We start from the raw sequence: 19,950 nt of genomic DNA, 5'->3' as shown, positions 1-19,950 counted from the left end.
GTGAACCTCTCAGCTCATCCGGCTCCCATTATTCAGCTGTAGGTTTGATACCTATATCCCAATGTTTGAAGAGTTTGGGATTTTGTTTAGAAATTCTGCCAAGAAAATATTCTGCTCTTTTCTTGTGACGAGATAGCTTTTTATATTTCTTTCTCGCCCACATAATTAAGGCTTTGTTGATGTGCCTTAAAGAGGAGTACATTTCGGATTTGTAGAATTTTCCATAGTAGTTAATCCACCCTTGAATTACTGAGTTAAACATATTTGATAGGTCTGTGAGCTCTTTATCAACCTTTAGTTGTAATTTCCAACTTCTCACCTTTTGCTGAATTGATTTCTTAGATTTGTTACTGATGGCTGGTGTGAAGTTCACAAAATGCTTTCCCCACCTGTTCTTGGAAAGCCTTGGTCTGAACGTGTATCCCAAAAAATCAAACGCTATGTTTTCATGGTCGTCTTTCCTGTCCGCATTCTTACAATATACAATTTTCGTCTTGGAAGGATGGAGTTCCAGTTTACATTCGTTCATTCTCTGGCTTAAGGATTTGAGCACATTCCTTGCTTCATCCTCAGTCTTGCAGTGGATGACTGCATCATCTGCATACCTTGCGAATGGATTGGATGGGAGATTAATAGCCATCCATTTATCAAAAGCATAATGTAGAAATAAGTTTGCTAGCACCGGACTTATGACACCACCTTGCGGTGTGCCGGAGGTACGTTCTTTCAAACCATCTTTAGTTTGAAATGGTGCTGTTAACCATCTTCTAATGTATAACTTTACCCATTCTACGTCTGTATGCTTCTCCACTGCTTTCATCAGTAAATCATGGTCTATATTATCAAACAGACCTTTGATATCAAATTCAAGTACCCAATTGTACTTCCAGCATCTTTTTCGAGTTGTTTCTATTGCTTGAATGGCACTTTTATTTGGTCTATATCCATAGGAATCCTCATGAAAGAATGGTTCTACCGAAGGCTCAAAATATAATTTCACTGTCATTTGTGCAACTCTATCGGAAACTGTCGGTATTCCTAATGTCCTCGTGCCTCCTGCTTTCTTTGGTATTTCTACCGCTTTGACTGCTGGAGGAAAATAACTTCCGGATGACATTCTGTTCCAGACTTTATAAAGATTGTCTTTTAAGTTTCTTTCAAATTCCTCTATGGATTGCTCATCAATTCCTGCTGACCCTTTATTTGCTTTAACTCTTGTAAAGGCTTCATATACTATCTTTTTAGATATCACATACGGCTTTGTTTTATGCATAAGTTCCTCCCAATTTGATGGTTGACTTGTTTATAAAACTGAATAATATAACCCCTTTGCTCCACCTCCGTTAGGAGGTTTCATAACTACTACGGGTTATTCCGCCCCTATACATGGCATTGGTACTCTGATTCTTGTGGGGCTTCCACTTGAATTTCTCCCTTAGCATCCATGTCGTAGGTTCCCACGTTCCACACTCAAGCCTATATTAAGTTCACGCCGCCTTTATACCGGTCACCGAACGGACAGTAAACAGGTTTCCTCCGAACTTATCCTGAGTTAACGACTCCCCCTCAGTTTTGATGACATCACTACGCTTTCGATACTTCTTCAGCGGTTCAATGGTTTTCGTCTCCTTAATATGTACCTGACAGAATCTTGTGTTCTGCCTTTTCCTTAACGCTCAATACCATAGCTTTTGACTACAGCACCTTAAGGTGGTTTGCAATCTCTACCTGTATAGCGATTGCGAGAGGCCTACTCTCATCTTAAGTGCAGCATAGCCTCCTCATGTGCTTACGCACACTTTGGATGCTTTCGTGGCACACAATCATCTGCATATCTTACTATATACCCTTCTTTCATTTTAGAAGTGTTTCTTAATGCATTACACTTACTATGATTATGGGAATACGTACGTTTTGTTATGAAGTTTTCCCATTGTCCTGCCACCCATTGGTCTAAGTCGTTCAGCACTATGTTTGATAATAAGGGTGAAAGAATTCCACCTTGCGGTGTTCCCTTCAAGGGTATTCCTTCTCCTTTTATTGGCGTTTTAAGTATTTTATATATTATTTTTAAAAGCACTTTATCTCTAATTCCAATATTCCATAGTTGTTTAAGTAATAGCGAGTGATTAACATTATAGAAAAATCCTTTTATATCAATATCCACAGAGTAATGAAGTTTATTTCTATTAATTAGCGACATAGTTCTGGATATCGCATGATGTGTGCTCCTTAATGGTCTAAATCCATAGCTATGTTTGTAAAACTTCGCCTCACAAATAGGCTCAATGACTTGCTTTATCATTTGTTGAATCAACCTGTCCAGCATAGATGGGATTCCAAGAGGTCTCTTGTCACCGTTGGGTTTAGGAATATAAACCCTTCTAACTGCTTTTGGTCTATAATTTTTCAATTGATTCTTTATGTGTTTTACAAAGTCTTCTTTACGCATAACTTTATAGTTATCAATGATAAAGTTGTCAGTACCAGCTGTTGTCGAACCCTTATTACTCTTAATAGTTCTATATGCTAGAAGGATATTGCTTTCGGATGTGATTATGTCATATAATTTACTAAAACTTTGACCATGCCTGCTATCTTCATATAACTTATCGAATGTTTCCTGCATGTTATAATATTCCCAATATCGCAAATTAGCGTTCAATCGTGGACACCCCCCTAGAAGTGTTATACCCACGTTCCTACCCGATCCTTTGAACTTCATCTATTTAGATTTTAGTTTTGGATTAAAAGACTTGGGGCTATCCCTCCACGTTCAATACACGCTTCAAAGGTACTGTACCCCTACTTTCACAAGGATAAAGCAATTTCAGTTCGGAAGAACCTTATATGCAACTGTCCATTAGTAGATGTTTAAATAACAGTTCCTTGCTTACCACGTTCCAATATATCTAGCTATCCTTAATAATTTTAGGTGTTTGCTTTAAGCCTATGAGATTATAGAATCATTGTTTTCTATCCCGAATTTCATACAACGAATATTTTACTTTTCGGTATCTCATGATACATTTGTATCCTCTGTCTTTCGAAAGAGTACAGTTCTAGACCCGTACATTCGCAAATTCGTCAGTCACAATGGACATTCTCACCATGATTATTTTTTCAGCCACCCGACCTATCCATTACCTTATGAAGGAATCTCACTTAGGTATTGTTCAGCCGACTTCACCTAGTTTCATACAATTAATGGCTACTATCATATTTTGCATGTAGGAGTATCAGTGGAAGTGTTTCAGCTCAACTTGACGGCTTTCATTCCATTTCTCGATATATTAGTTGTAATCACTAAATGAATTAGTAATCCTCCCATTTCATTAATTAATCACTTATAGGGAAACGTGTCCCACTCGTTGTACTGCGCAGTAAATAACTTAGTTTTGTTAGTTATTCTTCTTTAAAAATAAGCACTCGTTACTTTAAATACAACACTTTACAATCCTTTGGAATCTTGTTCATTATTTCGCGGGAAAATTTCAAAAGGTGGACTATTGAGTAAGATAAAACTTTTGAATCTTTCTTTAACTGAATTTGTTTGTAATGAAGGAGCCGTCAAAAGACGGTCCCTTATTATAATTCTTCACCGTTTCAAAAAGACATATTTCTTAAAATGGTTAAGCTATTTATCAATAACTTCCCTAATACACAGTCGACTATGTAAAATAGAATTTAATGAATAGCCTTCCAAGTAATTCTTTCAAATAGTGCATTTCTTTCAAATAATTTTTCCCCAACAAAAGTTGAGAATAAAGCTAAAACCATATTAGCTAGTAAGTATGTTTTCCACTTTTTAAAATATTGATATTAACAACAGGGAATAAGGGATAATACAATAGTCAACAGGAATCAATGAATAAGTCCACCAAACCAAATTACTCCCAATATTATCTAAAATAGCCGCAAGAATTGCCATAAAAAATCCAAATGTAAGAATTTCAAATATTCTTTCCTTATCCACTAATTTCCACCACATAATCCAAGGTATTATACTAAGGAAGAATAGTATCCACCATTCCCAATGAAGAAATCAAGTAGGGCACCTCTATGATATTTACGCAATTCAATAAGTAAATTATAAGTCATATTTTTCACTACTTACTTTAGCCACTCCAATAGCTAGATTCTTCTTAAGAATATCGTAAACCAACGTAACATCTTTTTGTTGACAATTGATAATTAAGATGATTTCTCCATTATTCTGATTGTTTTTCTTCATTAGCCTGATTTTTTTATCCTTGTTCTTCATCTTGAATGATATAATCTCAAATATTAGCCCAATTAAAATACCACTTCCTGCCCCAATTAGGCCCCAATAAATAGCCCCCAACTGCCATTGAAATCCTTTGCTGGCAAAAATAGTAGATAAAACGACAGCTAAAGCAAAACCAGAATCTAGAAATGAACGACCATCTGATTGTGTTAGAGAATCAATAACGGTAGCTTCAATATTTACTTTTTTTAATGGCACTGCAAAAATGTCTGTTATCCCATTTTTCTGAAGTTCGCTTATTCCAACTTCTAGATACATTGAGTGTTCAAAGGTTGCAAAGATTTGCATTACTCTACCAGTCTCCCTTTGCTTATACTAAAATCAGAGGGCTGAAAATTCTTTTCCAAATACTCTACTTGTTCTTTTACAAACAATTTATTTAATTCAACTGTATCCGTATACGATTGATAAATCGTGAAGAAATAAAAGGAAGGGATAAATAGAAGCCATTGCATGTTTAAAACTTCTGTTGACCTTTGAAAATTACCCTGTATGAAATAGATAAATCCCTCCATAAAGTTTGAAAAATATATAAAAAGGACGGTCCATAGAAGAGTAAAAAAACTTGCTAATACCCTTCCTTGATAAAATTGGCCTAAACTAGGTATAAATAAAGCCCAAATTAAAGCATAAAGGGGACTTCTTTTATCCAAAAAATTAATCCCTTTACTATTGATTTTATACTTCCTTATAGGTGCATGTTTTCTTTCGCTTATTTTATATTCTTTATTTAGTTCAACTGCTCCTCGATAACTATCCCATATTCCAAATAAATACACGGGAATGTATAAAAGTACAAGCTTGGGATTCAAAACCTCATTTGCCATTTGTGTATTTCCCATAAAAGAATAAACCATCGCAGCATTTATTTTAGAATGCGTATTAATAAAAATTTCCCAGATGATTAAACCAATGCCACGAAAATAATGACCAAGCAAAATATGACCAAAACCCGGGAACGCTACGGACCACCATGCAATTATGGAAGGTTTTCTTAAGTGAAGTATAGTTGTCTCATAAATGCTTAAGTAATCTCTAGGAAGACCTCTTCTGTTCAATCTTGTTTTCATTGGTTTTGCCTTCTTTCTTTTGTTACGCATGACAAATTATTACTGTCTAGGAAAATAACCTCTGTATATTTTTCTACTGTTTAAAACAATTATACATTTAGATTTAATAATGCTGAGGGCTGAAAGCAGTCAGTATCCTTATACTAGTAACAGGTAGCATTACACACCAGATATACATATTGAATCATTAAGTAAAATCCAACATTGCGATAACTTACCTGTCCTTATGTCATGGGAATCAGAAATAACAAATGCCCGAGAGGCTCCTTACTCTGACAAATTAATGATTTTTCACATGCTATTTTTGTATCAAACCTTAGAAAGAAGAGGTGTATTATTTTTCTAATTAAATTCACTATTTTTAATTAAGCTATCAAAACTGCATAGTATATGTCAAATACGAAAGGCAACCACCTTCAAAAGTGATCACCTTATAAAAATTATGATTGTTTCCAGTATCGTTGTACAGTGTAGTAAAGGATCCAGTTATAAATGGCAGTGCTTGTTAAAACTAAGCACAACCTTTCTTTTATTGATTATTAACTTCGAAGCATTATTAATAATATTTTTACTGGATAAATTTCTTCGCCAGTTAGATACTATTTTTTAGTGTTATTATTTTACACTAATCTCAATGTGGAGGGATGTACTTTGGATATTCTTTTTAGTTTATTCTCAGGTTTAATTACTACGGGACTTAGAGTAGCATTCTTCTTTAGCAATATCATGTTCAGATTAAATACGATGTTAAAGATGCAATTGAATCTCTAAATTAAATTATTGAATATTCATCAAGTATTACCGTTTACATTGGTTACGAAAAAGGCAGGCAAATTCTTTTGCTTGCTTTTTTAATACACTCTTCATATTCCATTTCCTCTTTATTTATAAGGAAATTTATATTTCTATCAAAATTAGTAAAACATACTTTATGAGGTGATTTTATGGATAAAGAGGATTTAAAGCTCACGTCTGCTGAAATAGGGACTTTGTGGGGGCAATATGTTAATGGTACAGCTGTTGATATGATAAACAAGTATATGTTTTCCATTATTGAGGATGAAAAAATAAAAACACTATTTGAAGATGCTATAAATACATTTGCAAAACAGAAGAAACAGGTAGCTATGTTTATTGAAAGCGAGGGATTTCCTGTACCCATTGGGTTTACTGACTCGGACCTTAATAAGGGAACAAAAAGATTGTTTTCAGACATATTCTGCTTACACTACTTACACGTTATAACGTTACATGGTTTATTGGGCCACATGACATCACTCAGTGCCTCTGTAAGAAAAGATTTGAGAAGTTTTTATGATTCATGCGATAATGACGGAAAGAAAATGTACCATCAAACGATTGAACTACTGTTAGAAAAGGGACACTTTCAAAGAGACCCTTACTTTTACCCTGAAGCAACTCCTGAATTTATTACAGGTCAACAATTTTTAGATGGCTACTTTGGGGACAAACGGCCTTTAGCTGCAACTGAAATTATTAGCCTTTCGTTTAATTTAAAAAAGAAGGTATTGGAAAAAACTCTTTCAATTGGATTTGGTCAAGTTGCTCAATCTAAAGAAGTAAGAAATTTTCTGGAATCATCGCAAAAAACATCGGATAACCAAATTCAAGCACTAAGTAATATATTAAAGAAAGATAATTTGCCTGTACCTATGAGTTGGGAATCAGAAGTCACAACTTCTCAGGATTCTCCCTTTTCAGATAAGTTAATGATGTATCAAATTGGTTTCCTGCTACAAACAGCTCAAGCCTATCATGGAACTGGTCTTGCTTCTGCCATGCGTACTGACCTTGCCGTAACTTATGAAAAGATAATATTGAAAAACTTGATGGTGACAAAAGAATGGTTCAATATAATGACGCAATTTAAGTGGTTAGAGGAGCCACCGCTTGCTCCAAATAGAAAAAACCTTTCTAAAGACAAATAATTAACCAATTAGCACCTCTGTTAATGAGAGGTGTTTATTTTTTCCCAAAAGTTCTTACTCAAAAAAACTCGTTTAAGTTCATTTATATTTTTTCACAAAACTACCTAAAAATGAAGAAATTTGTTGCGCAGTATAACGTCTACAACGCAATAAAGACTTGACTTGGTACGTTTGAAAATTTCTAGTCTTAATTTTTCAAGGAGACAGTGACAGATTCCGCTCCGCATCTTAAAACGTAAAAATAGACAGACCCTGGCCTCGCAGCTATGCTAATTGTCACTCAGGGGCTGACGTCGTCACCTTGTCTCTTCCCTCACCTCACCCTCGTCCCATACCAATGACCACCCAGTTTGGCGAAAGGGGATTGTCCCTGTTGGACCAATTTATATCCTTTCGATAAGATCAGCCTGAAGTTTGACAAGGTCCACACGGTATTGCTTTGTATGATCCCATTTAAATCGTGGGTTGCCTCTCTCCAGTTTCCAATCTCTCTTTTTTTCAAATGCTCCCTTATCGTCTTCTGCGAAATTGACATCATGCACTCGCCCGCAAGCTCATCAGCTGTTTTGTAGATCGATCCTTTCAACGGCTCCAAGTCAACTTATTTACCTCTCTTACTCTCTCCCTCGATAAATTGATCAAAATCCTTCACATACTGGCTCCAAAAAAGCAGTTGGTTTAACACAATCGCCAGCTTATAGTCCCCTGTCAACACAACGGGTAAGGAAGAACTGACCCCACTTACCTTTACACAACCTGCATTCACGTTCCGTCCCTATGTAACTCTATTTAATTAAGTGAAACAATATGAATCTATTGATCGTCTAAGACTGGAGGGCCTGTTCTCGCCACAGTAGCAAATATTACAAATTACATTGAGGTGGAAAAAATTGAATAAAGTAGTAGCAAGAGAATTCGATTTAGATTGGATAAGAGTATTAGCAACGTTAGCTGTATTTTTATATCATTGTTTGATGTTTTTTAATCCTTTTCCGTGGCACGTGAAAAATGGTCTTCTTGATTCTGGGGTATTATTGTTTACTTCTCTCTTCCTTGGGGCTTGGATCATGCCATTATTTTTTCTTGTTTCCGGAATTAGTACGTCCCTTGCGTTAGAAAAACGTAGTATATCAAGCTTTATCCAGGAGAGACTCCTACGGTTAGGTGTCCCGCTCCTCATCGGCATGTTCCTTTTAGCACCTCCACAGGTTTACATAGAAAGATTACAATATGGTCAATTTAGCGATTCCTTTTTGAACTTTATTCCATCCTATTTTAATGGCATATACTTGGATTTTGGGCAATCTGGGAACTTTGCTTTCCATGGACTTCACCTCTGGTATTTATTGGTGTTGTTGGTTTTTTCCATTGCCATTGTACCTTTATTAAGACGATTACCAAGGATGGTCTTTTCCACTAAACTATCTATTTTCGTTGTTTTTCCTTCCCTGTTATTTGCTAGTGGTCTCATTTCCACCATTGCTTTAGGAGGCTGGGATCTTATTTTCTATCTACTTATCTTTATTTTTAGCTATTATTTATTCACAATGAAAGAATTTAAGTCTGTTTTGAAAACAACGATCAACTACCTTTTTCCCATCTCCATTGTTTCTACCGTTGGTCTCATAACCTGGTATATGATCATACCTCCTGCCAGCGGATCATTGTTGGATATCATCTTCTTTTTTACTCGAATCGTGAGTTGTTATACGTTGTTACTCTCCATCATCTATTTTTCAAAGAGATATCTTTCATTTTCCAATACATTTTTGAAATACGGTAGTGAAGCTTCAATGCCATTTTATGTACTGCATCAGCCAGTGATCGTTATTTACGGATTTATGATCAAAGACTTATCTTGGTCCCTTCTATACAAATTACCATTCCTCATCGTCGTTTCTTTCGCAACCATCATGGTCATGTATCATTTTATAATTCGCCGAGTTAACATCCTTCGATTCCTATTTGGAATGAAGCAACTAGTCGTTTTGCCCAAGAAAAAAATGGTCCCCGCCAAAACACAGGGGAACCTTCTGTAACGATATTGGATTTCTTTTGCAGGTGATTTAGCTATGCCCCCTGAGCAGTGAAGGATTACCTGATCAGGGAGCTACGCCACCACTAGGGTAATATTACAAGGTTTGCCAATAAAAACCGTCCCCACTTACCACAACTTAACCAATCTTTCTGCCAGTTCTTTCATTCTCGCTTCCACAAGTTCGGCTCCATTCTCTTTATCCAGCTCCATGCTCCACTGATGAACGGTGAAGTTGCTGTTTTTTATGTGATCTGTTCGTTCCTTTCCCCCCGCGTACAATAGAATTCCATGCTTTGCTTTTCTAGCTGTTAAATAAGCTAGCATCTGAAAGATATTGCTGTTAATGGAAGCGGCGTCCCGCTTAAGAATATATTTCAAATCAAGTACAATCTCTCGTCCGGAAGGAGTTTTGAGGAGGACATCTGGTATAATCCGGATTCTCCCCATTTCCGCCAAATAATCATATTTTTGCTGAATCACTTGAATCCCATAAGGTCTTAATTCCGTGGTCAAACGTTTACTAATATATAGCTCAAATAGTTCATTCATATCGAGTAAGAAGGAATGGCTTTGGACATGACCGAGTGAAAAATCCAGTGATGTGGTTTTCCAATAAAGAAAGGCCCACTGAATCCCCCGATGGTAATGGGCATTGGTTCGGTTTAGGGGGAGCTGTTGAATCTCACGAATCCAGAGGGATGGATCAAATAAATTAGATATGCTTTGGTTTATCTCCTTCCCATAGATTTGTAATAGACTTCTCAAATCTCCCCGAATGTTAGAATCGTGATAGGAATGGACAAGCATTGCCGACAGTGTAGCCGCAATAATCCGATTTTCGTTCACATCTTCTGTCAGCTCGTCGAACCGACATTCGAACCGATAATCATATTTCAGCCATCGATGAAAGGTTTGGGTGGCATTCAGGCTCCCCCTGACTGCAGCAATCGGCTCTTCCTTTTGAACATTTCCCTTCTTTATGCCGCGGGAATAGATTCGTTGGCACTCCTTTATAAACGACTTTACTACCCATTCCATGTCCCCAAAGGAACTGGCAAATCCTACCCTGCTCCAATCCCACTCCAATGATTTCAAGTCATATGCCACTGCTAACCAGTCCCAAATGATGGGGGTTTTCATTTTCGGTTCGATTTGAAAAAGATGGTCTTCACAATTCACCAGCCCAATCATGGATTTAGCCGTCAAATGATAATGATCCAGTCCAGAAGGGGATAGATGAAACACATGGGAGTAATCATTTTTTAGTATTCTCGTTGTCTGCGGTGGCAAATAGACATCCTGCACTTGTTCATATTCCTTTAATGAAATCACTGTTTTAGTATTCATCATCTGGAGCATCCTCCACCACATCTCGTAATGTCTCTAATTCAAACTGGGCTAATTTCTCCCGATCATACACAAAGCATTCTTCCAGATAGGGCATGATTTGATATTTCCAAATACGCTGGAGCTTGTCCTCAGATAACGTCTGCCCAATGAAGTAGCTGTGCCCAATGGAAATGTCCGGATCATCAATCAACTCATTCACTTTTCGTATTAATTCAGAAACCCAAAGCATACTTGGCTGGTGCTGCTGCAACCAAGCTTTTAAGACATTTTCTGTTTCCATGGTGGAAAAAGGTATAAATTGAAATCTTCGTCGAAGGGCAAAATCAAGTTGTGCAAGGGACCGGTCCGTCGTATTCATGGTACCAATAATATAGAAGTTTTCAGGCACGACGAGCTTCGTTTTCGAATAGGGAAGCTGAATTGGCGTGTTTCGATATTCAAGGGCATAGAGCAGTTCTCCAAACACTTTGGCTGTATTGGCTCGGTTGAATTCATCGATGATAAGAACGAAGGATTTCTCCTGATTTTCTGGTTTCCTTGCCTCATTGCAAAGCTCTGCAAAAATTCCCGGTTTAACTTTGACGGAGATTTGCTGTGTGTTATTCACATCCACTAACTCCGGCCTGATTCCCTCGATAAATTCCTCGTACGTATAGGAAGGGTGGAATTGGATGAGATGAGTTTGTTTTGATTGTTGTGTCAGTATTTTTGCCAGGCGCTGTGCCACATATGTTTTTCCCGTACCTGGAGGGCCGTATAAAATGATCTGACGCTTTTCACTAAGGAGTTCTAACCATTCTTCTAGTCGCACCTTTGGTAAATACGTTTCCTTTACCGCATCTTCAATCGTATACGGCTTTTTAAAATCTGAAGTTTTCTTTAAATATGTATGTAAACTTTTAAGAAAATCCTCCTCTTCTTCTGCCAGGATCGTCGTACCCTTTATGAATTCACCATCTACATTTTCCAAATAAACATCTGCATTATAAGATTCTTCATCCTCCCAAATAATCAAATAAGTAACCATTTCCCCTTCGCTATCCGTACCATTATATTGCCACATTAACAAATCCATTTTTTCCTCATCTAAATTAGCTGATTCCCAATCGGTCGTTTGCATACTTGCGATTTTATATCCGTGATCATAGAAAGCGTCTCTAATTTTTACAGCAAAAGCATCCTGTAACATGGGGTCTGTCAACCCACTGACAGTCTCTTCCTGTTCTGAAACCCGCACCACATAGTATAAAAAGTGGCCTAGGAATTTCATCGTCACTTCGTCGATTGTATATTGTGATAACTCCCTTTTTAATGTTTGAAGAGTTGTGACGAAATGAAGGTATCGACTGCTTTCATCCCCTTGCTCATCATCAATGGGATACCCGAGGTAGTGGAGTCCGTCCCTGCTGGCTTTGTAAAAAATCGGATAGGATCTTAAATCTTGCATTCCCCAGAAAAAACTGAGGAAAAACGTACTGAATTTATTGGATGGACATTTTTGCGCAGGGTAGCCTTTCGCAATAACTCGCTTTTTCATTTCGCTGATGAAGGTGCAGAAGTATTCATACTTTTCTCTCGTCCAAGTCATATCTTCGTCTTCATGTTTAGGAATTTCGATGGACTGTAAAAAAACGTTCGTGAATTCCTCCACCTCATCTAAGTATTCTGCTATATTATATAGCTGATTGAAGAACATTTGACCGGAAAAGCCACTGAATCCCCATATATTAATTTTTTCTCCTTGAAAATTGATTTTCACTTTTGCCTTTTGATCAAGACGTTTTTTGAATTCCAGTAAATCTATTTTTCCCAATCGTAGACTGTCCAGTTCTGTAAAGTTCGCCAGGAATTCCTCCCTTGCCTTCGTGATGATTCTCTCCCGCTCCATTGCCACTTCATCATTTAGGAGAAGGTTAAGCCAATCTTCCAGCGATCGATTAGTAACAGGTGCTTGTGAATCTCCACTTTGATGCCTGTTGCCTCGCTCTTTTAAAACTTGGATCAGGGCATCCACCTGCTCTTCGGTGGAGATGACGAGATCATTTCCTTGATTGCCTAATGGAATTGTCGCTTTTTCATATTCACTCATATCCTCCTCTTGACTAAGGACAACATGAATATGCTCCTTTATTTTTCTTGGAGCAGCTGTTATAACACGACGATTATCGAAGTAATAAACCATCCTCCCATATCCCCGTTCCACATTGGGACTATCAGCACTCTCATTGACAATTCCATGATCGAAAAGGGAACTTTCCAAATAAGCGATCAACCGCTCTGAAGTTTCATTGGCATGATAGATTTCCCTTGTCTTCGATGCATTCCATCTTACTCCTCGTGTAAGCATAAACTCACCTCTATCTATGTTTTCATGATATTCCCATTCTACACTTTCTAAGATTTATTAAACAAATGGGGAATCTTCCTGTTGTATTAAATTAGACATAATAAAGTCAGAGGAACGAAATAGTCGGGATGCAACGAACAATCTTTCAGCGAATATCCAATTTACTCGGATGGAATACTCTATTTCGCAACCACTGCCCATAAGGATATGATATATTAAGAAAAGCGCAAGCGCCTATGAACACGAGCGTAGGGCAGTGGAGGAATGACAACAGAAGTACGCTCTTTGACTTCGGTTGTCACTTCCGAAGTGCCCCGTAGCGATTAGGCGCTGAAGCTAGACAATAAGAAAAGCGCAAGCGCCTATGAACACGAGCGTAGGGCAGTGGAGGAATGACAAACTGAAGTCCGCTCTTTGACTTCAGTTGTCACTTCCGAAGTGGCTTAGGGACTGTAAAAGTGGAAAAGCACCACTTTTTCAGTTCCCATGCGAGTAGGCGCTGGAGCTAGACAAGACCGAAGGTGCAAAAACTTATACTTTTTTACCATTTTTAATAGTCATACAACATATTACTAGGAGTGGTCATCATGGAGAGCGAGAACATATCATTAGCAATACGAGTTATTGCATGGATCCAACTTGGATTGGGGATTTTATTTGCGATTGTCATGGGGAACGATTTTGGTTTTGCTTACACTATTGTATGGATCGTTGGAAGCGTAGTTACTTGTGTTCTTTTACTAGGCTTTGCAACTATTATTGAACATTTAGGTAACCTTGTCATTCATTCTTCCTATCAATCTAACCAGCAGCAAAAAATACTTGTGGATTTAAGTAGAATAAGTAAGTCGGTCAAAAATTTAGAGTCGGCATCTGAGCAAAAACAGGAACTTGCATCTGCACCAGCTCCCGCTCCAGTAAAAACAGATTCCGAACTGGATCAAACGAACAACTCTGCTCCAGCTGAGAAGGAAAAGGAAGCTGTCATAAATCTGGACGAAATCGATACTGATCCAACGAACGATGTTCCTTTTCAAACTGTCGTTCAAATTATGAATTTCTTCTTATACAAATATAAGGTGAAGCCTGATTCCATAAAAGCCTCCACACAGGAAGGGTATTATATTGTACTACATAAGGATTTTGATAGAAAAATCGTGAAAGTAGACGGAAACAAGGTAAGTGAAGTATCCAGTGATTTAACATAAGAAGAGATGATGGGTTTGATATGACTTGTTCTGCCGTAAAAAGATCGTGGCATAAGACATTAGGTGAGGAGTTAAAAACAAAGAGAAACTCTTATCGTTAATACATTGGGGGAACGTACTATGAGCGGTTATTCAAAAACGCCAGAGCCACCTTATTATGCTGTGATATTTACATCTGAGCGTACAGAAGGTGACAAAGGTTACGGGAAAATGGCGGATAAAATGGTGGAACTGGCATCAAAGCAAAAAGGGTTTTTAGGAATAGAAAGTGCTCGCGATGAAGAGTCAGGAATCACAGTTTCCTACTGGGATACTTTAGATTCTATTAGGAAGTGGAAAGAAAACGCTACTCACAAGGTTGCTCAAGAAAAAGGAAAATCTCTATGGTACCGAAATTTCGCCCTTCGCGTGTGTAAAGTTGAAAGACAAAGTTTTTTTGAAATGTGATTAACTTATAATCAACTGCTCCAGCAGCAAGGACCTGGTCCCCGACAAATTCGTGAACGTTCACAAAATTGTGCGGGACCAGGTCCCTCCTTTCCCTACCCTTCCAAATCACGCTTCCTAAATCCTATCATTCCGATAACCATCAACCCCGCTGCAATCACGCTCAACACGACAAGTGGAGCTGCTGTCACCTCTTCAATCGGCGCCTGTGGAACGTGTCCGAATGGAGAAATGTTACCGATCCAGTCTTCCAAATCAAATAGTCCTCCGAGATATAAGACTAAAAAGGAATAAATGACATACATCCAGGTCAAACTCGTCCACTTCGGTACGAATCCGATCAAGAATACCGCAAGACCAACCATCACTAGAATCGCAGGATAATAGGAGATCGCCGCACCATAGATCGTTCCAAACGCAATCGGTTCGTCCATGACTGCCGATGCCGCAGACCACAAACCGATCGCACCTAAGGAAACCATCACAAATCCGTTCAAAACGGCAACGAGCAAGTATCCGCTCATAAGCTGCGTTCGTGACACCGCTCTTCCTATCAAATGTTCCAGCCTGCCTTTTTTCTCTTCACCACGTAATTTATTGATCGCCATTAACGGAGGCACCGTTCCTATTAAAGTAATGACTACCATTAACATCGGCAAGAATTGTTCTGCAATGGAAACACCATCCATTTGCAGCAACATTTGAGACATCATTTCATTCGAACCGATAAATGCTTCTAAATCTCCAAAGACTGACCCATAAGACGCGCCTAGGATATACATACCAACTGCCCAGGCAATCAAGCCGGTTCGCTGCAATTTTAACGCCAGACCTATTGGCCCTTGTAAAAACTTGGATGCGTTTCTTCTACCTGGTTTTGACGGCATAAAGCCTCTCTCCAAGTCTCGGATGGCATTCAAATAATTGGCTAAAACAAACAGCACAAGCGATACACCTACCATTAATACCATTGGCCACCAATGATTTGCACCATACACCTCCGCCTTCGTCACCCACCCTAACGGTGAAATCCATGATAACGATTCATTACTGACATCCGTGATACCCCGGAACAGATACGCCCCAAGCAAGAAGGCAATGGAGTAACCAATCGTCCCTCTGGAAGTTTCCGTAAGCTGTGCAAAAACAGCCGTAACCCCTGCGAAAAATAAGGCCGTAGCTCCTAAAGCAACACCATAAAGCAACGAACCTTCCAAATCCATACTTTCAATCCCGAGTGCGTATAAACCAAGACCGTTCAACAAGGCCAGCGCAATACTGGTAATCACAGAAACGATTAACGTCGCATTTAAATAAGAAAGCCTTCCTGCCGGCAAAGAACGAATCAATTCAATTCTGCCATCTTCTTCATCTGCCCGTGTATGACGGGTGACTAATAAGATGCTCATTAAACCAACGACCACCGCTGTCATCAGAAGCATGGCATGTGCCGTCATCACACCGATTGTATAATTTAACACATCTGCAGGACCCGCCATCGCAATCATTGCTGGATTCTGCATGGTCTCTGCCATCGCATCTCTTTCCTGTTGAGAGCTATACAACTCACTATAGGCTGGAGGAACGACGAGTGTGAAAAATGTAATGCTGATCAACCAAATCGGGATGCGAATCCGGTCTAATTTCAAGATGAATCGCGAAAGATGACCAGTTTTAGCAACTAAGTTATTCGCAGACATTACTTTACACCTCCCACTCCCGTATCAGCAGAAGTTTCTGTTCCTTCATAATGACGCATAAATAGATCTTCTAATGTTGGTGGAGCACTTTCCAACTTAATGACCCCAAATTGACTAACATGCCTTATCACCTGATCCATTTCCTCTGTATCTACTTGGAACGAGAGGCCCTGCTCTGTTTTCACAATCTCATGAACACCTTCTAACGTCTGCAAATTTTTGACAGGCTCTTTCGTATCCAATAAAATTTGCGTTCGCGTTAAATGGCGTAACTCTGATAAGGAACCCGTTTCAATCATTTTTCCTTGACGGATAATTCCTACTCTGTCACACAGCTTCTCCACTTCAGATAAGATGTGGCTCGACAGGAGTACACTTTTACCCTTCTGTTTGATTTCCATCACACACTCCTGAAAAATATTTTCCATCAATGGATCAAGCCCAGAGGTTGGCTCATCCAGAATGTACAAGTCTGCCTCGGAGGAGAAAGCTGCAATTAAAGCTACCTTTTGGCGGTTCCCCTTTGAATACGTCCGACATTTCTTCGTTGGATCAAGATCAAATCGTTTTATTAGCTCTTCCCGTCTGCTTTTATGATTCGTTCCACGAAGTTTTACGAAAAGATCAATAACTTCTCCACCTGTTAGATTCGGCCAAAGATTCACATCCCCAGGTACATAAGCAACCCGCTTATGAATTTCAACCGCATCTGACCAAGCATCTTTCCCAAAAATCTTAACATCTCCACTTGTCGCTTTTAGAATACCCAACAATACGCGAATGGTTGTTGATTTCCCGGCACCATTCGGCCCGATAAAACCAAATATTTCCCCGCTGTTCACTTCCAGATTCACATTATCTAGTGCGGTAAACTTCCCAAACTTCTTCGTTAAATTTGTTACCTTTAATACGCTCATCTTCATCCTCCTTAATAGGAAAACAATAAATTATGAAATATTTTAACTTATATATTTCATATTATACAAATTCCTAACCGTTGGCAATATAATTTTGAAATATATGATTTGTTTTATTTCATATTTTTTATTAAACTGAAAGAGAGGTGAACGCATATGGATGGATTTCAACGGCGTCGAGAGCTGAAGAAAAAGGAAATTCTTAAGACATCATTAGATTTATTTATGAACTTTGGGGTGCAGAAGGTTTCGATTGCAGAGATTGCAGAGAAGGCAAATGTATCGCAAGTGACCATCTATAACTATTTTGACAGCAAAGATAACTTAGTTCATGAAACCATCATTTATTATATTGATGAGGCTTGGGAAGAAGGCCAGAAAGTCATTGATAGCGATATGCATTTTCCTGAAAAAATTAAACAGCTGATCTTCAATAAGAAACAAGCTGCCGAAAACATTCATGAAGACTTCTACCTTTATTTCATGAAAGAATATGCAAATGGGATAAGCTACATTGAGGATTTTTATCAAAAGAAGTCATTGCCAAAGCTTTTGGAGTTATTTAATGAAGGAAAAGAAACAGGGTATGTCGATCCTGAAATATCGAATGAAGCCATTTTGTTTTACATCCATATGATACGAGAATACATGCAAAAGGAAGAGGTTTATTCTAAAATCCTCCCGTATACGGAAGATATCACGAAGCTTTTATTCTATGGAATTGCGGGGAAAATCACTGACAACTACGATGACGAATAGATTTGGGACAGCAGAGGCTGGGACATAACTAAAGTGTTTAATTGAAAATCCAAACAATACACAACGATAGCGAAGTATATTTCCGTAGCTAATGATTGCTTGGATTTTCATTGATTAAAACACTTTTGTTCCAGTCTCATTTTTGTTGGAAGACATGCGTGTGGCACTGGCTAGTTGTGGTGGATTAACATAGAATGGAAAATGTGTATTTATTACATTGGTGAATTTTCTAATGTCAATTATTCAGGATGAGGAGACCAAACATTAATTTCCCAGGATGCGGTGGACAGGAACAAGGTGTGTCATTTCCGTCCTCACTGCCTCCGGGATGAACCTGTCCCCACTGTCCCGCAGATCACGTTTCGAAGTCTTGGTTGATGATATTCTTCTAGATTAGGCATCATTTGCTGCATGTATACAGCGGAAAGCTTCTCTTTAGGATCGATAAGAACCCAGGTGCCAGCTAAGCCAGACCAGCCAAATTCACCAACGGAACTGTTGCTGCCCGCGACCTGTGGATGAACCATCGTTCGAACACCGAGACCGTAACCATAACCTGCTAAATACGGCCAATTAAAGGATACCATCTGTGCTTCCTGCAAATGATTCATCGACATAAGGCCAACCGTCTTACTACCAAGGATTTGATAATCGTCCCAAGACCCGCCATTTGCCATCACATGCGCAAAACGACTGTAGTCACCAATCGTAGATAATAGCCCCGCTCCGCCACTTTCAAAGAGAGTATCCGACTGATAATGCCTATCCATCCCAGTATTTTGAATCAGTTCACCCGCTTCATTTCGATTATACAAACTGCAAAGGCGGCCCTTTTTCTCCTCTGGTAAACGGAAAGAGGTGTCCCGCATCCCAAGCGGTTCAAAGATCTCTTCCTCCAAAAACTCACCTAATGTTTTCCCCGACACCACTTCAATAAGTGCACCTAATACATCATGACTGAAACCGTATCGCCATTGTGATCCAGGGACAAAAGCTAATGGGATGTTAGCGATGGCTTTGGAAAGGTCCCTAGCAGTTTTGCCTCCACCTTCAAGCTCCGTCATCAGTTCACGTACGTCTCGCTCTGTTTGATCCCCATCGCCACCATACGTTATTCCAGATGTCATCGTAAACAGATCCTTGACTAAAATAGGCCGTGTGGCGGGCACAATATCGTAATTTCCTGCATTATCTAACCGATATACTTGCGAATCTTTAAATTCTGGCAAGTATTCTTCGATAGGGTCATTTAATAGAAAAAGCCCCCGTTCATATAACATAAGCGCTGCCGTACAAGTAACCACCTTCGTCATCGAATAGATTCGATAGATTGTATCCGACGAAATCACCTTTTTAGCATCCACATCGGCAAGGCCAACAAACTCCTCGAAAACATTCTCTCCTTGATACATCACAGATAAAGCACAACCAGGCGGCCCCGTTTCAACATAACTACGCAATAATGGACGCAACCTCTCTAACCCTTTCATGCAACCTTCTCCCCTCTCTATTGAACTACTCACCACTTAACACCCTTTCGGGTTGTTAGAAGTGGGAGATTCTTGGGAATAGAGCGTACTTGTTAGCGTATTTCTTTGCCAACAGAGGTTTCTCTTATTGACCAAGCTATCCCCGTAGATTCCTACGGTTCTATTTTTTTGTTTAAGCCAAAACTAAGGTTCTTAAACCTTCGGCTAGGATATTTTTGCTGGCATTTATATCTCTATCGTGATGTTCGTTGCAAACAGGACAAGTCCAATCCCTTATTTCAAGAGATTTCTTGCCATCTTGATGTCCACAATCGGAACATATTTGACTAGACGGAAACCATCTGCTTATTTTCACGATTGTTTTACCATACCATTTCGCTTTGTATT

16 protein-coding genes and 1 pseudogene are annotated in these 19,950 nt (G+C 38.8%); 5 read left to right on the top strand and 12 right to left on the bottom strand.

Annotated features, from left to right (window positions below; genetic code table 11):
* Positions 1-28 precede the first annotated feature (28 nt).
* From ltrA to KS419_RS15975, 5 genes and pseudogenes are all read right to left on the bottom strand, one after another.
* On the bottom strand, positions 29-1,273 hold the full coding sequence (gene ltrA, locus KS419_RS15995; protein ID WP_217066096.1) for a group II intron reverse transcriptase/maturase: 1,245 nt from the start codon (positions 1,271-1,273) through the stop codon (positions 29-31).
* 549 nt (positions 1,274-1,822) lie between these two features.
* A pseudogene (locus KS419_RS15990) lies at positions 1,823-2,665 on the bottom strand (reverse transcriptase domain-containing protein); the annotation flags it as partial.
* A 1,143-nt stretch (positions 2,666-3,808) separates the two neighbouring features.
* Positions 3,809-3,976, bottom strand: coding sequence for a hypothetical protein (locus KS419_RS15985; protein WP_217067396.1), 168 nt, complete (start codon positions 3,974-3,976; stop codon positions 3,809-3,811).
* A gap of 114 nt (positions 3,977-4,090) precedes the next feature.
* Entirely contained in the window at positions 4,091-4,576 is a 486-nt protein-coding gene (locus KS419_RS15980) for a hypothetical protein (RefSeq protein ID WP_217067395.1), read from the bottom strand.
* Complete coding sequence (locus tag KS419_RS15975) at positions 4,576-5,358, bottom strand: hypothetical protein (protein ID WP_217067394.1); 783 nt, start codon at positions 5,356-5,358, stop codon at positions 4,576-4,578. The genes KS419_RS15980 and KS419_RS15975 overlap by 1 nt, the downstream gene beginning before the upstream one ends.
* Positions 5,359-6,302: 944 nt before the next feature.
* Here KS419_RS15975 and KS419_RS15970 point away from each other — a divergent pair.
* Positions 6,303-7,307, top strand: a complete 1,005-nt coding sequence (locus tag KS419_RS15970; protein WP_217067393.1) for a DUF3231 family protein — start codon at positions 6,303-6,305, stop codon at positions 7,305-7,307.
* A 601-nt stretch (positions 7,308-7,908) separates the two neighbouring features.
* On the opposite strand, the gene KS419_RS15965 is transcribed toward KS419_RS15970, so the two are convergent.
* Entirely contained in the window at positions 7,909-8,073 is a 165-nt protein-coding gene (locus KS419_RS15965) for a hypothetical protein (RefSeq protein ID WP_217067392.1), read from the bottom strand.
* Positions 8,074-8,197: 124 nt separating this feature from the next.
* Between KS419_RS15965 and KS419_RS15960 the strand changes: the two genes are divergently transcribed.
* On the top strand, positions 8,198-9,346 hold the full coding sequence (locus tag KS419_RS15960) for an acyltransferase family protein (protein WP_217067391.1): 1,149 nt from the start codon (positions 8,198-8,200) through the stop codon (positions 9,344-9,346).
* A gap of 125 nt (positions 9,347-9,471) precedes the next feature.
* Here the strand turns inward: KS419_RS15960 and KS419_RS15955 are convergent, their stop codons facing one another.
* On the bottom strand, positions 9,472-10,695 hold the full coding sequence (locus tag KS419_RS15955) for an McrC family protein (RefSeq protein ID WP_217067390.1): 1,224 nt from the start codon (positions 10,693-10,695) through the stop codon (positions 9,472-9,474).
* Positions 10,682-13,042, bottom strand: coding sequence for an McrB family protein (locus KS419_RS15950; protein ID WP_217067389.1), 2,361 nt, complete (start codon positions 13,040-13,042; stop codon positions 10,682-10,684). The genes KS419_RS15955 and KS419_RS15950 overlap by 14 nt, the downstream gene beginning before the upstream one ends.
* A 587-nt stretch (positions 13,043-13,629) precedes the next feature.
* Here KS419_RS15950 and KS419_RS15945 point away from each other — a divergent pair.
* Positions 13,630-14,250: a hypothetical protein gene (locus KS419_RS15945; protein ID WP_217067388.1), complete on the top strand. Its 621-nt coding sequence runs from the start codon at positions 13,630-13,632 to the stop codon at positions 14,248-14,250.
* A gap of 120 nt (positions 14,251-14,370) precedes the next feature.
* The gene (locus KS419_RS15940) at positions 14,371-14,697 is read left to right on the top strand and encodes an antibiotic biosynthesis monooxygenase family protein (protein WP_217067387.1); all 327 of its coding nucleotides are present in this window, start codon (positions 14,371-14,373) and stop codon (positions 14,695-14,697) included.
* 95 nt (positions 14,698-14,792) lie between these two features.
* Here KS419_RS15940 and KS419_RS15935 read toward each other — a convergent pair whose 3' ends face one another.
* Both KS419_RS15935 and KS419_RS15930 read right to left on the bottom strand, forming a co-directional pair.
* Entirely contained in the window at positions 14,793-16,397 is a 1,605-nt protein-coding gene (locus KS419_RS15935) for an ABC transporter permease (RefSeq protein ID WP_217067386.1), read from the bottom strand.
* Entirely contained in the window at positions 16,397-17,314 is a 918-nt protein-coding gene (locus KS419_RS15930) for an ABC transporter ATP-binding protein (RefSeq protein ID WP_217067385.1), read from the bottom strand. Before KS419_RS15930 ends, KS419_RS15935 begins: the two co-directional genes overlap by 1 nt.
* A 156-nt stretch (positions 17,315-17,470) precedes the next feature.
* Here KS419_RS15930 and KS419_RS15925 point away from each other — a divergent pair, with 156 nt between their 5' ends.
* Complete coding sequence (locus tag KS419_RS15925) at positions 17,471-18,073, top strand: TetR/AcrR family transcriptional regulator (protein WP_217067384.1); 603 nt, start codon at positions 17,471-17,473, stop codon at positions 18,071-18,073.
* 314 nt (positions 18,074-18,387) lie between these two features.
* On the opposite strand, the gene KS419_RS15920 is transcribed toward KS419_RS15925, so the two are convergent.
* A complete protein-coding gene (locus KS419_RS15920; RefSeq protein WP_343215081.1) occupies positions 18,388-19,596 on the bottom strand; it encodes a serine hydrolase domain-containing protein in 1,209 nt (402 codons plus the stop codon).
* A 139-nt stretch (positions 19,597-19,735) separates the two neighbouring features.
* A partial coding sequence (locus KS419_RS15915) for a zinc ribbon domain-containing protein (protein ID WP_217065473.1) occupies positions 19,736-19,950 on the bottom strand: 215 nt, incomplete at its 5' end.

It is taken from the genome of Evansella tamaricis (genome assembly GCF_019042215.1).
Taxonomy (GTDB): Bacteria; Bacillota; Bacilli; order Bacillales; family Salisediminibacteriaceae; genus Evansella; species Evansella tamaricis.
Note: the sequence above shows the minus strand (reverse complement) of the source record. Positions and strands in the feature narration are given on the sequence as shown.

Bases quoted from the DNA above. Each gene is read 5' to 3' on its own strand.
- ltrA (WP_217066096.1), bottom strand. From the start codon at position 1,273: ATGCATAAAACAAAGCCGTATGTGATATCTAAAAAGATAGTATATGAA.
- KS419_RS15980 (WP_217067395.1), bottom strand. From the start codon at position 4,576: ATGCAAATCTTTGCAACCTTTGAACACTCAATGTATCTAGAAGTTGGA.
- KS419_RS15975 (WP_217067394.1), bottom strand. From the start codon at position 5,358: ATGAAAACAAGATTGAACAGAAGAGGTCTTCCTAGAGATTACTTAAGC.
- KS419_RS15970 (WP_217067393.1), top strand. From the start codon at position 6,303: ATGGATAAAGAGGATTTAAAGCTCACGTCTGCTGAAATAGGGACTTTG.
- KS419_RS15955 (WP_217067390.1), bottom strand. From the start codon at position 10,695: ATGATGAATACTAAAACAGTGATTTCATTAAAGGAATATGAACAAGTG.
- KS419_RS15950 (WP_217067389.1), bottom strand. From the start codon at position 13,042: ATGCTTACACGAGGAGTAAGATGGAATGCATCGAAGACAAGGGAAATC.
- KS419_RS15945 (WP_217067388.1), top strand. From the start codon at position 13,630: ATGGAGAGCGAGAACATATCATTAGCAATACGAGTTATTGCATGGATC.
- KS419_RS15940 (WP_217067387.1), top strand. From the start codon at position 14,371: ATGAGCGGTTATTCAAAAACGCCAGAGCCACCTTATTATGCTGTGATA.
- KS419_RS15935 (WP_217067386.1), bottom strand. From the start codon at position 16,397: ATGTCTGCGAATAACTTAGTTGCTAAAACTGGTCATCTTTCGCGATTC.
- KS419_RS15930 (WP_217067385.1), bottom strand. From the start codon at position 17,314: ATGAGCGTATTAAAGGTAACAAATTTAACGAAGAAGTTTGGGAAGTTT.
- KS419_RS15925 (WP_217067384.1), top strand. From the start codon at position 17,471: ATGGATGGATTTCAACGGCGTCGAGAGCTGAAGAAAAAGGAAATTCTT.